The sequence below is a fragment of the Flavobacterium sp. 83 genome, from assembly GCF_000744835.1.
Lineage (GTDB): Bacteria > Bacteroidota > Bacteroidia > Flavobacteriales > Flavobacteriaceae > Flavobacterium.
This window is the reverse complement of the sequence record NZ_JQMS01000001.1, coordinates 3,381,930-3,396,100: the sequence shown is the minus strand read 5'-3', so window position 1 is coordinate 3,396,100 and position 14,171 is coordinate 3,381,930. Positions and strand designations below refer to the sequence as shown.

The following is a 14,171-nucleotide window of genomic DNA, read 5'->3' as shown; positions in this document are numbered from 1 at the left end:
GAGTTCAATTTTTTAATTCTTTCAACTAGAATATGAAATCCCAATGACATGAATTAATAATCAAAACCAGGTCAACAGTCTAAATTACACAAACAAAATCCGTAATTTTTAATTCAGCCAAATTTTTATTGAAAGTTTAAGAACTAATTTGCAATAGAGCCATTCTTAGTCAGTTTACTTACTTATCTTTTTAGTTTTTAATAACATAGCGACCCACTAGAAAATGCTTTTTTAAGCAGTACTATTCCAAAATTAATTCGGTCAAAGCTTCTTTGCTGAACCCTTTTAGCTGGTCGTTTTTTCCAGCTTTTATTTTAGCAACCCAATTCGGATCTGATAAAAGTGGTCTTCCCACGGCTACTAGGTCAAAATCGCCTCTGTCTAAACGTCGGGTTAATTCATCCAAGGAAGTAGGTATTGAACTTTCCCCTGCAAAAGCACCAAAGAAATCACTAGAAAGCCCTACAGAACCTACAGTAATAGTTGGTTTACCGGTTATTTTTTTAGCCCATCCTGCAAAGTTAAGATCATTATCTTCAAATTCAGGTTCCCAAAAACGGCGTTGGGAGCAATGTAAAATATCCACACCGGCATCAATCAACGGACTAAGCCAAGCTTCCATTTCTTGAGGTGTTTTTGCCAGTTTAAAATTGTAATCCGATGGTTTGAACTGAGAAATTCTCATAATCACAGCAAAATCTTCGCCTACTTGTTTTCTTATTTCTTTAATTACTTCAACGGCAAAACGAGTACGTTCGGCCAATGTTTTTCCTCCGTAATTATCAGTTCGAAGATTGGTTGCTTCCCAGAAAAACTGATCAATTAAATAATCATGGGCGCCATGTATTTCGATACAGTCAAAACCTAATCTTTTGGCATCAGCGGCAGCTTTTCCAAAAGCTAGAATGGTATTCTCGATATCTGTCGTTGTCATTGTTGTACCATTGCTAAAACCAGGCCTGTTCAATCCTGATGGTCCTTCAAAAGGTACTGGAGGTACCCAACCTGAATGGTGATTATCCATGATACCCATATGCCATATCTGCGGTCCCATTTGTCCACCTGCTGCATGCACGCCTTCAATTACTTGTTTCCATCCTGCCAATGATTGGTCCCCATAAAAATGGGGCACATTAGCATCATTTGATGACGAAGGTCTATTGATAACCGTTCCTTCAGATAATATCAAGCCAACTTCACCTTCAGCTCTTTTTTGATAATAAGCTGCTACTTCATCAGTAGGGATTCCATTTGGAGAAAAAGAGCGCGTCATAGGCGCCATTACAATTCTATTTTTAAGATTTAGCGTCTTCAAGTTGAAGGACGTAAACAAACTATTTGTGTTCATATTGTTTATAAATTAGATTCAATTATTTTGCTAAGTGCTGTAAATGCTTCTTCGTTTCGCTTGTAATAGGTCCATTGGCCAACACGAGTAGATTCTATGAACCCCGCACGTTGTAGTATTGATAAATATTCTGAAACCGTCGATTGGGTAAGTCCTGCTTTTGCCTGAATTTGTCCTACACAAACACCATGCTCAAAACCAGCTGCCAGTTGTTCAGGAAAATTTATTTCAGGTTCTTTTAACCATTCCAGCATTTGTAATCTGGACTTGTTTGATAATGCTTTAAATAATTCTATAGATTCCATGATGCAAATATATCGATTATTCCCGATATGTCTATTTATAAAAAAATATTTAGGATATTTTTAAGAGATAGTACTAATGAATATTTTGGTTAGCTAATTATTTGTTCTGATAAAATTACCTTGATAATCATGGTTTTGGAACTTAATTGAGGTGTTTTTCGAATCATTTTATCCAAGATTTGAATAAACTAACTTATTTTTAAAATAGGGATAAGCAAAGTATTTTTAAAATCCTGAAAAGAAGTTTTATGTTCTGAAGAGTTTAGTAGGGTTGAATTTAATAACTGTTTTATGCTCAATTATTTATTTCAGATTAATTTATTTCAGATTAATTTATTTCAGATTAATTTATTTCAGATTAATTTATTTCAGATTAATTTATTTCAGATTAATTTATTTCAGATTAATTAATGAAAACGTTTTCGTTATTTTCACTTGTTAAATCCAACACAATTTCTTCCTTTCCTTTCAATTTTTTGAATTCTTTTGTTACTTTTGGCTCCCAAATGAGAGTAGTTGTATTTTTTGTATATCTGTGTATCCATCTGCTAGGCGGAGGGAGTTATCTTCATGCAGATACAAATCATAGCCACATAAGCGATTTTTCAACTCCAAATCTTGTAAAAAACCAGCAAGTAAAATTTACAAATAGAAATCAAGGTAGTGCCATAATTGAGTATACTGATTTAGATTTGGATGAGGAATACTCCAACGGTAACGATATTAAAGATGGAGTTTCGAATAAATTTTTTGCTGGAAAAGACAGTTTACTTGACAACTGGTATTTAACAGTAGCTCAATGCTCCATTTCAAATTATTACTACAAGCGTTTTAAAATCTTCATGCCTTTTTGCGGCAATTCATCTGCTATTTATATCATAAATAGCGTTTTAAGAATTTGATATACCATATATCGGTTACCATTGGTATGTTTATAAATACCTAAATGTGGATGTATAGTAACCAAATTCCCTTTTGCATGACAGTTTAGGTCTCTCCCTGACGACTAATGCCTTTTTCCATCCAATAAATTTCCGAATTCACTGCGTTAATTCGCGCCAATTTTATTTAATACCATGAAGAAAACTGCCGTTTTTACTGGCTTCATAGCCCTATTGTGCTTATTGAGCTGTACAACTAAAAAAGAAGAAAAAGAAGAAACTGTCAAATTTACTGTGACTAATCCTGCCGTAATCGACACTTCGTTTACCAAAGAGTATGTTTCTCAGATTAAATCTGTACGAAATATTGAAATCCGAACACAAGAAAAAGGATTTTTGCAAAACATTTATGTTGATGAAGGGCAATCTGTAAAAGCGGGTCAGCTATTGTTTAGAATTATGCCTAAAATGTATGAGGCCGAATTGCTAAAAGCACAAGCCGAAGCAAAAAGTGCTGAAATTGAACTTTTAAATGCCAAAACACTTGCGGACAAAAATGTAATTTCCAAAAATGAACAAGCCATTGCACAAGCCAAACTCGCACAAGCGAGAGCCGAAGTAGCCATGGCAAAGCTTCATTTATCATTTACCGAAATCAGGGCACCATTTGCCGGAATTATCGATAGACTCCCAAAAAAAATAGGAAGTTTAGTTGAAGAAGGAGAATTATTAACCAGCCTTTCTGATAATAGTAAGATGTTTGCTTATTTCAACGTTTCGGAACCTGAATATTTAGAATATCAAGAAAATATTAAAGGTCGTGGCGATAGTCATGTAAGCTTGCTTTTGGCAAACGGAAAACTTTTGAAATATAAAGGAAAAGTAGAACTTATAGAAAGCGAGTTTGATAGCGAAACAGGTAATGTAGCTTTTAGATCGAGTTTCCCAAATCCTGATAAATTATTGAAAAACGGTGAAACCGGTAAAGTTTTGATGACCGTTCCTGTTAAGAATGCTTTGGTAATTCCGCAAAAAACAACTTACGAAATTCAAGATAAAAAATACGTTTTTGTGGTGGATAAAAATAATGTTGTGAGTTCAAAAGAAATTACTGTTACTGGCGAAATGCCTGATTTATATGTAATAAAAAGTGGTCTTGCAGCAACTGACAAGATACTACTTGAAGGAGTTCAGAAAGTTAAGGATGATGACAAAATCAAATACGATTTTGAGAAACCAGAAGAAGTGCTGAATCATTTGAAATTAAAAGCAGAATAGACGTAATCTTAAATCATACAAAATGTTTAATAAATTTATAGAAAGACCCGTACTGTCGATAGTCATATCGCTGATGATTGTCTTGCTTGGTATTTTGGCAATGACCCATTTGCCCGTTACCCAATTGCCTTCTATTTCGCCACCAAAAGTAAATTTAACAGCAGAATATCCTGGGGCAAATAATGAGTTATTGATTAAATCTGTTGTGATTCCTTTGGAAAGAGCCATTAATGGTGTTCCTGGAATGAAATATATTGCATCCGATGCCGGTAATGATGGAGAGGCATCTATACAAGTAATATTTAATTTAGGAACAGATCCGAATCAAGCCTCAATAAACATTCAGAATAGAGTTGCATCTGTTGTAAATAAACTGCCACCGCTTGTAGTTCGTGAAGGGGTGAAAATTACTAGAGAAGAATCAAGTAATTTAATGTATGTAAACTTGTATAGCAAAGATCCAAAGATGGATCAAAAGTTTTTATACAACTTTACAGATATCAATATTCTTTCGGAACTTAAAAGAGTCGATGGTGTAGGTGATGCAGATATTGTAGGAAATAGAGATTATGCAATGCGAGTTTGGTTGAAACCAGACCGAATGCTGGCTTACAAAATTTCTGCCGATGAGGTAATGAAGGCTTTAGAAGAACAAAGTTTAGAAGCATCGCCAGGAAAAACGGGAGAAAGTTCCGGTAAACGCTCCCAAGCTTTTGAATATGTATTGAAATATTCAGGACGTTTCACCACTCAGGAACAATACGGAAACATTATTTTAAAATCGAATCCAAACGGAGAAATACTTCGTCTGAAAGATGTCGCCAATATAGAATTTGGAAGTTCGATGTACGATATTTATTCGAACCTGAATGGAAGTCCATCGGCGGCAATTACCATAAAACAATCTTACGGGAGTAATGCAAGTCAGGTTATTAAGGACGTAAAAGCTAAATTAGCCGAAATAAAGAAATCATCATTTCCCAAAGGTGTTGACTATGAAATAAGTTATGACGCTTCTAAATTTCTAGATGCTTCTATCGAAAAAGTAGTACACACCTTGGTAGAAGCCTTTATTCTGGTAGGACTGGTAGTTTTCCTATTTTTAGGAGATTGGCGTTCTACACTTATTCCTGCCATTGCTGTACCTGTTTCGCTTGTTGGAACATTTGCTTTTATGCAATTTTTCGGAATCACAATCAATTTGGTTACGTTATTCGCCCTTGTTTTGGCTATTGGTGTCGTTGTCGATGATGCTATTGTAGTTATCGAGGCAGTACACGCCAAGATGGAAGAAGAACATTTAGGTCCGCTCAAGGCTACCAAAAAAGCAATGCACGAAATTAGTGGCGCAATTATAGCCATTACGTTTTTGATGGCGGCGGTGTTCATTCCTGTTGCTTTTATGTCTGGTCCGGTAGGTATTTTTTACCGTCAGTTTTCGATCACAATGGCAACAGGTATTATATTATCAGGTATTGTGGCACTGACACTTACACCGGCACTTTGTGCTATGATGCTTAAAAACACTCACGGTATACCTAGAAAGAAAACGCCTTTGAACAATTTCTTGGACGGTTTTAATAATAAATTCAACCAACTTACAGGAAAATACGAAGGAATACTTGGGAAAATCGTTAACAAAAGGTCTATCACCTTTATTGCCTTCATCACTTTTTGTGTTGGAATCTTTTTCTTGAACAACAGTCTTCCAACAGGATTTATTCCAAATGAAGACCAAGGTATGTTCTATGCCATTATACAAACACCTCCGGGATCTTCATTAGAAAGAACCAATGATGTGGCTTTAAAATTGCAAAAAATTGCAGAAAAAATCGAAGGAGTGCAATCGGTATCGGCTTTGGCTGGATTTGAAATCTTAACAGAAGGAACAGGTTCTAATTCTGGAACTTGTTTGGTCAACCTAAAAAGTTGGGAAGATCGGGAGCATTCAGCAAATGAGATTATGAAAGAACTCGAGGAAAAATCCAAAGATATTACTGGAGCTACACTAGAGTTTTTCCAACCGCCAGCTGTACCCGGTTATGGTGCTGCAGGTGGATTTGAATTGCGTTTGCTAGATAAAGCAGGTTCTGGTGATTATAAAAAAATGGAAACCGTAAATAACGATTTTGTAAAAGAATTGAATAAACGACCAGAATTATCATCGGTATTTAGTTTTTATAGTGCTAGTTTTCCGCAGTATATGATGAAAATCGACAATGATATTGCCCAACAAAAAGGAGTTTCGATTGATAATGCTATGAATACACTTTCAACATTAGTCGGTAGTAATTATGAAATTAGTTTTATCAAATACGACCGACAATATAAGGTAATCGTTCAGACATCGCCAGAATACAGAGCCTTGCCAGAAGATATTATGAAATTGTATGTAAAAAACGATCGTGACGAAATGGTACCGTTTTCAGCTTTTATGAAAATGGAAAAAGTATATGGATTGTCTGAAATCACAAGACATAATATGTATAATGCCTCTGAAATCAGTGGGCAATCAGCAGCAGGATTTAGTAGTGGAGAATCTATCAAAGCCATTCAAGAAGTGGCAGAGAAAAAATTACCAAGAGGATTTGGTATCGATTGGGCAGGTATTTCTAAAGATGAAGTGGGTCGTGGTAACGAGGCAGTCTATATCTTTTTAATCTGTTTACTCTTTGTTTATTTGGTTTTAGCGGCTCAATACGAAAGTTTTATTTTGCCTTTTGCAGTGATTTTATCACTTCCGGCAGGTATTTTTGGATCATTTTTATTGCTTTCAATATGCGGTTTAGAAAATAATATTTATGCTCAGGTCGCCTTTGTTATGCTTATAGGTTTGCTAGGTAAAAATGCGGTTTTGATTGTCGAGTTTGCTGTTCAAAAACACGAAGCTGGAGCCACCATTTTAGAAGCTGCTATGGAAGGTGCCAAAGTTAGATTTCGTCCTATTTTAATGACTTCATTTGCTTTTATTGCGGGATTAGTTCCATTGGTATTTGCAAGTGGTCCAGGTAAAATTGGTAATAGAACAATTGGGTCTGCCGCGCTTGGAGGAATGCTTTTAGGAACTGTTATTGGAGTACTGCTTATTCCGGGATTGTATTATATCTTCGGAAGTATTGCTGCAAAAATCAAGATGGTAAAAAAACAAAATAACAATCCATTAACGGAAGAAATTGATAATAATCATGTATAAAATTAAGCTTTATAAATATATTATCCCGCTAGGTATTTGCCTGGCGGCGGTAAGTTGTACACCGGCTTTTGCACCGTTGACAGCAAGTAAACCTGTTCCTGAGTCGTTCGATAAGAGTACCGATACGACCAATGTTTCTGCTACTCCTTGGCGAACCTATTTTAAGGATCAGAATCTGGTCAATTTGATCGATTTAGCCCTGAAAAATAATCAGGAATTGATGATTACTTTACAGGAAATTGAGATTGCAAAGAATGATATCCGTGTAAAAAAAGGATTGCTTTTACCAACAGTTGGTTTAGGGGTAGGAGCAGGAGTTGAAAAAGTAGGAAAGTATACCAGTCAAGGAGCTGGAGATGCATCTGCGGAGATTACTCCAGGTCTTATAGTTCCAGAAGTTTTACAAGATTATAAACTGGCAGCCTATGCCCACTGGGAAGTTGATATTTGGAAAAAACTGCGCAATTCTAAGAAAGCAGCAGTGAGCAGGTATTTAGCGACTGTTGAAGGTAAAAACTTCGTGATTACGAACCTTATTGCTGAAGTTGCTGATTCTTATTATGAATTACGGGCTTTAGACAGCCAATTAGATATTGTAAAACAGAACATCGCATTGCAATCTAACGCCTTAGAAATTGTAAAAATTCAGAAAGAAGCGGCTAGAGCTACTGAATTAGCAGTTCAAAAGTTTCAGGCAGAGGTAATGGCTTCCAAAAGTTTGGAATTTGATATTCTTCAAAATATAAAAGAAACGGAGAATAAAATTAACTTTTTACTCGGACGTTATCCACAGGAAATAGCGAGGGATAAAAGTAATTTTTTAAGCTTAATGCCTTCTTTAATCAATTCAGGAATTCCTTCGCAATTATTGTCGAATCGTCCAGATATCAAACAAGCCGAATTAGAGCTGACTGCAGCGAAGCTGGATGTAAAAGTGGCTAGAGCCGAGTTTTATCCGTCACTCGATATTTCGGCAGCGATAGGATTACAGGCATTTAAACCATCCTATTTGTTTACGCTTCCAGAGTCGGTACTGTATTCATTAGCCGGAGATATTGCTGGACCACTTATCAACAGAAATGCAATCAAAGCTGAGTATAGTTCTGCCAATGCACGACAACTTCAGGCTTTGTATAACTATGAGCGTACCATTCTTAATGCTTATCTTGAAGTTTCTAACCAGCTTTCTAAGATCAGCAATATCGGAAAAAGCTATGACTTGAAATCGCAACAAGTAGCTGCATTGAACCGTTCTATAGATGTTTCTAATGATTTGTTTAAGTCTGCCAGAGTTGATTATTTTGAAGTTCTGATGACACAACGTGACGCGTTAGAGTCGAAACTCGATCTAATTGAAACCAAGAAAGAACAACTCAATGCCACAGTCCATGTTTACAGGGCTTTAGGCGGGGGGTGGAAATAAGAAATATTTTAAATATAAAGAGCCAGTCAATTTTTTGACTGGCTCTTTTTTATTTGGTCGCTGATTTCCTTTACAATTGCATCGACTTTATGTAGTTTGATAGATAGAATAAAAAAGTAGATTTTTAGTTTTATTTTAAATTTGGAATCTCGTATAAACTATTTTAAAATAGTTATTTGAAATGGCTGTAAAAATAAGAAAAGTAATTAACGTTCAGAAGCATTGTATAAGTTTGACGTTGTTTACTGCTTCTAAATCATGTTTTTACTTTGTTTTTTGTTCTAAAGAAAATGATACTCCAAAAACGCCTGAAATCATGTGTCCATTCGAGTTATTATTTACTTTAGAATGGTTACCATCCCAAGTTAAATTTTGTCCATAATTGCTAAACGAGCTAATATCCACGAATAAAGAGGTTTTTTTTGAAATTTTTACTGTGGGTGTAATTCCAAAAACTATCCCTCCATAGTTATCCCCATTACTAATTTTTGTATTGTAATTTGTTTCGATAGGTTTTAGTTTTGCAAGATGCAAACCAGTATGAAAAAATAAATTAAATCTAGATTCATTTTTTGGTTTGATAAGACTATTGAGGTTAAAAACACCTTGAATAGAAGTCCTGTATTGAGCTACTTCGAAAGGGGTGCTGCGGCTATCTTTACTATTAGTGAATCTATCAAAAGAAATATCCATCTTTAAACCGATAATTTCAGAAAAATTATATCTGGCTCCAAGTGTAAAAGAATTCACTTTAAAATCATTGAATAATTTATTATTGTTACTTGAGAAATATCCATCAGTATAGGGTCTAACACCATTACTGATTCCTGTACCTATTTCTATTGACCATTTATTATGATTCACTTTTGTGATTGTATTATCTATTTTCTCTTGAGAAAAAACAGTATTTAAGGCAAATAAAAATAGTATAATGAGTTTGTTGCTTTTCATAAAAAAAATTTCGGTTGGAACTATTTCGCAAATGTATTTAATTATTTTCTCAATAAATCAAGGGGGGAGTATATATAACAATTTCTAAACATTCTACAGACTTTTCAATCCTTTTTCTGGTTTTAAACAGAGCAAATTTTTTGAAATAAAGGTGATTTTTTAGTATTTAAAATATTGTAAATCAGTGTTTTGTTGTTTGTTTTTTATTGTGTTTTTTGCTTGAAATTATAAATCATAAATTGTTAATTTTAAGTTAACCTTCCTTCTTGGTTTTTGTATTTATTTTGCGATTATAATTAAAAAATCAAACATGAAGTTTTTTTACACATTTATTATTTTAATGGTTTCGCAGTGTTTTTTTGGTCAGAATTCTACCATAAGTGGGTCTGTTTTAGATGATTCTAATGGTAGGTCTTTACCGGGAGTCAACGTTATGATTAAAAAATTGAAATTAAGTACCTCTACTGATTCAGAAGGAAAATTTATTTTTAGAAATGTTGCTTTAGGGAATTATGATATTGACTTCTCCTATATTGGATATATGCCTAAAATTATTTCTGAAGTAGTTACAACGACTAACGAAACAACTTTTGTGAATATAACTCTTGTTGAAAATAAAAATGAGCTTAAAGAGGTTGTCATTACTAAAACTAGAGCTAAAACGGAATCAGTTAAGTCATTATTGTTAATGCAAAAAAATAGTGTAAGTGTATCTGATGGTATTTCAGCAGAAACAATTAAAAGAACTCCGGATAAAACTACATCCGATGTTTTGAAACGTATCAGTGGTGCTAGTATTCAGGATAACAAATTCGTTATTATTAGAGGTTTGAATGACCGATACAATGCAGCATTCTTGAATGGTGCTCCATTACCAAGTTCTGAGCCTGATAGAAAAGCATTTTCTTTTGATGTTTTTCCTTCTAATATGTTGGATAACTTAATTATTACTAAAACTGCATCCCCAGATTTACCGGGAGATTTTGCAGGAGGTGTTATTCAAATCAATACAAAATCAGTTCCCGATAAAAATTTCCAATCCATAACAATTGGTTCTGGATACAATACAATTACGACTTTTAAAACTCAAAAAAGCTACAAAGGAAGCAGTACAGATTGGTTAGGGTTTGATAATGGTGCTAGAAATTTGCCTTCATCAATTCCTACTAGTGAAGTTTTTAATTCGTTGACCTATCAAGAAAAGGCGGCTTTAGCTAAATCTTTTGAGTCGGATTGGAGTATTCAGGATAAAAGATTTAAACCAAATGTCAATTTTCAATATACTATAGGTCATCATTTTGATTTTAATGATAAAGTTATAGGTGTTTTGTTTTCGGTTTCCAATAACCAGACTAATAATTATAACGAAACGGTAAGGAATGATTATGATAATCCAGACCCAAGTTTACCTTCAGTTTTACTATCGAAATTTGCTGATAAAAATTACACCGAGCAGGTCTTAACATCAGCATTGGCTAATTTTTCATTCAAGTTTAATGAAAACCATTCTATAACTCTAAAAAATATTTACAGTATCAATTCTAGTGATTTGCTTGTAGACAGATATGGTCAAAAAGATGTAAATGATACTAGGGTTATTGCTGCAAATGTTAGATGGTTTACCAGTAATAAAATTTATTCCGGACAATTAAATGGTGATCATTATTTTTCTAAACCTAAAATTAAATTCACTTGGACCGGGTTTTACAGTGATATCAATAGATCGATTCCAAACTTAAGAAGAAATATATATTCTATTACAAATCCAAATAGTACTGATCTTAGTGAAACAATTCCTAACGCTGAGATTGCTAATAATAATGGTGGTCCTGATTACGGCGGAGGTATGTTTTTTTCTGAAAATAAAGAAAATATTTCTGGCTTTAAATTTGATTTATCAAAGAAATTTAACATTGGAGATGACTTAGTAAATGAAATAAAAATAGGGAGTTCTAGTCAAACTAGGGAAAGGAATTTTTTCGCTCGTCAATTGCAGTACAATACCTTAACTTTAGGAGGAAATTTTGATTATTCTTTACTGGCACTTCCTAATAGTTCTATTTTCTCTATCGCAAATATGGGTGTGATTTCTCCTGGAAAAAATGGTTTTACTTTATTTGATTTTACAAAGTATACGGATTCTTACAGCGCTGGCTCTAAGTTGGATGCTGGATATATTATGTTAGATAATAGGTATAAAAGTTTTCGATTAGTTTGGGGTGTACGCTATGAGAAGTATGTTCAAACTATTGATTCCCGATTAACCGAAACGGAATATTTATCACTTAATAATCACCAAACAGATATATTACCTTCGGCTAATTTTATTTATTCGATTAATAAAAAACAAAATCTTAGATTGAGTTATTCAAAAACATTGAATAGACCTGAATTTAGAGAGTTGGCTCCGTTTGGTTTTTATGATTTTACGACTCAATTTTTTACACAGGGAAATCCAGATTTAAAAATTGCAAGTATTCAAAACCTAGATTTGCGATATGAATTGTATCCAGGGAAAGGACAAATATTTTCTTTTTCGTACTTCAATAAAAAATTCACTAATCCTATAGAAATTCAACAAGAGGTAAATAATAAAACAGTTACCTACAGAAACGCAAATAGTGCTAAAAATAGCGGAGTCGAATTGGAATTTAGAACGTTGTTGAGTTCAATTTTTAAATCAGAAAATACAACTGTTTTTGATGACATTACATTGTTTTCGAATATAGCAGTTATTAAATCTAAAGTTGATCTTTCGAATTTTAATTCTGCCAACACTGAGAAATCAAGACCTTTGCAAGGACAATCTCCTTATATTTTTAATGCAGGTTTGCAGTATCTTAACAAAGATAATGGCTGGGCATTATCTACAAATGTTAATAAAGCAGGAAACAGGATTACATATGCGTCCAGTGAAATAAAACCTGCAATTTGGGAAAAAGGAAGAACTTTTCTAGATGTGCAAATTGCAAAATCATTTTATAATAATAAACTTGAAGTAAAGTTTAATATTCAAAATATATTGGCTCAGGATTTGATTTTTTATCAAAATAATTATAGAAATAGTGTTAAATATGGTTCATTGGAAACATTAGCTAATCAAATTTTCACAGGAGATTTTCATTATCAAGATGGTTATAATGCAGCGGAAGATGATATTATTTGGAAAACTAAATTTGGAAGAAGTTTCTCATTATCTGCAACTTATAATTTTTAATGATCATCATTTAAAATGAGTTTAGCTAATTTAAATAAGAGTGCATTACTATTAGATACCTACGATTTTGGAGATAATTTTCTCTGGGGCATGTCTTCTAGTGCTCCTTTGGCACCTAAAAATATAGAAGATCCTGTTTTTTTAAATGCGAAACATCAATATTCAACTATTGATGTTTCGTTTTACAGAATGCAATTAGAGAAATACAAACAAGATATTGATTTAATAAAACAATTAGGAATTCCTAATTTTAAGTTTTCCTTGTCTTGGTCTAAAATACTCCCTGATGGAACCGGAAAAATAAGTACAGAGGCTATTAATTTTTATCACAACATACTTGATATTTGTATCGCAAATGGAATTGAACCTTTTGTAACGTTGTATGATTCTTGCTTACCAATTGCATTAGAGACTAAAGGGGGCTGGGCTAATCGCGAAGTCTTATCTTGGTTCGAAAACTATACGGCCGTTTGTGTTAATGCTTTCAAGGGAAAGGTTACCTATTGGATTATCTTAAGTGAACCTTGTTTTTTCACTGGAGCCGGTCATTTTTTGGGAATCGATTCTTCAGGTAAGAAGGGGCCTAATAATTTTTTACCTGCTTTACATCATGCCCTACTTTGTCAATCTGTTGGGTTTAGAACGATAAAACAAATAGAGGCGAATGCTCAGGTAGGAACTTTTTTTTCATGTCATTATATTGTTTCAAATACGTATAGTGATAAAGACATTAAAGCTGCTGAACGAATAGATGCCTTGTTAAATAGAACTTTTATCGAGCCTTTATTGGGATTAGGATATCCGATTCAGGCGTTGCCTTTTTTGAAGAATGTTTCTAAATATACTTACATTGGTGATAATGATTTAATTAAAGTAGATTTTGATTTTATAGGATTGCAAAATTGTATAAGAGAAATAGCCACTCACGATTCATTCGCTCCTTATTTGAATGCTAAACTTTTAAAACAAGATAAAATTAGAGCTAATAAATCGCATTTAAATTTTCATATTTACCATGAATTAATTTATCTTATTATAAAAAAGTATAGCAAATATGAAGGCGTAAAAAAAATATTTATTGTTGAGAATGTTGCACTGCCTCTTGAAGAAATTGATTTGGATGTTGCTATAGGTGTTCAAAAAACAAATGGAATACAGTCTTGTTTGAGTCAAATGCTTAATGCCAAAAAAAGTGGAGGCAAAGTCAATGGTTATTTTGTTTCAAGATTACAAGAATTTAAAACCTAATATTAATTACGCCTAACGGGTTAGTATTATGTCGTTTCTTGGTTATTGGACATACGGTGATTTGCCTAACAAATACCCCAATATCTTAAAATTTACCCTACTGTACTTAAGATTTTAGCCTAAAAAGGTTTGTTTTTTAGCGTCTTATTTACAGGTAGTTATATTAAATCTAACTTCTGAATGTAACTGTTGTAGATTAGAGCTATTATTTTTTTTCTTAAAATAAGTTCTTTACAATTTGTTAAATTTCGTAACAATCAATTTACTTAAATGTTTCGTTTATTTAATTTTTAGTTGGCATTCAGTTTTACACTTAAGTATAGATTT

At 33.4% G+C, this 14,171-nt stretch carries 9 protein-coding genes; 6 read left to right on the top strand and 3 right to left on the bottom strand.

Annotation, left to right across the window (positions count from 1 at the left end):
• Nucleotides 1-241 precede the first annotated feature (241 nt).
• Nucleotides 242-1,348 (bottom strand): NADH:flavin oxidoreductase, encoded by a 1,107-nt coding sequence (locus T410_RS14685; RefSeq protein ID WP_035673136.1) that lies wholly within the window; start codon nucleotides 1,346-1,348, stop codon nucleotides 242-244.
• Between the two features lie 5 nt (nucleotides 1,349-1,353).
• Nucleotides 1,354-1,653, bottom strand: a complete 300-nt coding sequence (locus T410_RS14680) for a helix-turn-helix transcriptional regulator (RefSeq protein ID WP_035673134.1) — start codon at nucleotides 1,651-1,653, stop codon at nucleotides 1,354-1,356.
• A gap of 506 nt (nucleotides 1,654-2,159) precedes the next feature.
• Here T410_RS14680 and T410_RS14675 point away from each other — a divergent pair.
• The 4 genes from T410_RS14675 to T410_RS14660 all read left to right on the top strand — a co-directional run bounded on the left by T410_RS14675 (nucleotide 2,160) and on the right by T410_RS14660 (nucleotide 8,428).
• Nucleotides 2,160-2,555 (top strand): hypothetical protein, encoded by a 396-nt coding sequence (locus T410_RS14675; protein WP_035674677.1) that lies wholly within the window; start codon nucleotides 2,160-2,162, stop codon nucleotides 2,553-2,555.
• Between the two features lie 174 nt (nucleotides 2,556-2,729).
• Nucleotides 2,730-3,812 carry an efflux RND transporter periplasmic adaptor subunit gene (locus T410_RS14670; RefSeq protein WP_035673131.1) on the top strand — a complete coding sequence of 361 codons (1,083 nt, stop codon included), beginning with the start codon at nucleotides 2,730-2,732 and terminating at the stop codon, nucleotides 3,810-3,812.
• A gap of 22 nt (nucleotides 3,813-3,834) precedes the next feature.
• Nucleotides 3,835-7,005, top strand: coding sequence for an efflux RND transporter permease subunit (locus T410_RS14665; protein ID WP_035673128.1), 3,171 nt, complete (start codon nucleotides 3,835-3,837; stop codon nucleotides 7,003-7,005).
• On the top strand, nucleotides 6,998-8,428 hold the full coding sequence (locus T410_RS14660) for a TolC family protein (RefSeq protein WP_035673126.1): 1,431 nt from the start codon (nucleotides 6,998-7,000) through the stop codon (nucleotides 8,426-8,428). The genes T410_RS14665 and T410_RS14660 overlap by 8 nt, the downstream gene beginning before the upstream one ends.
• Nucleotides 8,429-8,692: 264 nt before the next feature.
• On the opposite strand, the gene T410_RS14655 is transcribed toward T410_RS14660, so the two are convergent.
• Nucleotides 8,693-9,379 (bottom strand): hypothetical protein, encoded by a 687-nt coding sequence (locus tag T410_RS14655; RefSeq protein ID WP_035673123.1) that lies wholly within the window; start codon nucleotides 9,377-9,379, stop codon nucleotides 8,693-8,695.
• Between the two features lie 310 nt (nucleotides 9,380-9,689).
• On the opposite strand from T410_RS14655, the gene T410_RS14650 reads away from it, so the two are divergent.
• Both T410_RS14650 and T410_RS14645 read left to right on the top strand, forming a co-directional pair.
• Nucleotides 9,690-12,596, top strand: coding sequence for a TonB-dependent receptor (locus T410_RS14650; protein WP_035673121.1), 2,907 nt, complete (start codon nucleotides 9,690-9,692; stop codon nucleotides 12,594-12,596).
• Nucleotides 12,597-12,611: 15 nt separating this feature from the next.
• A complete protein-coding gene (locus T410_RS14645) occupies nucleotides 12,612-13,844 on the top strand; it encodes a glycoside hydrolase family 1 protein (RefSeq protein ID WP_051929450.1) in 1,233 nt (410 codons plus the stop codon).
• The last annotated feature ends 327 nt before the right edge of the window (nucleotides 13,845-14,171 follow it).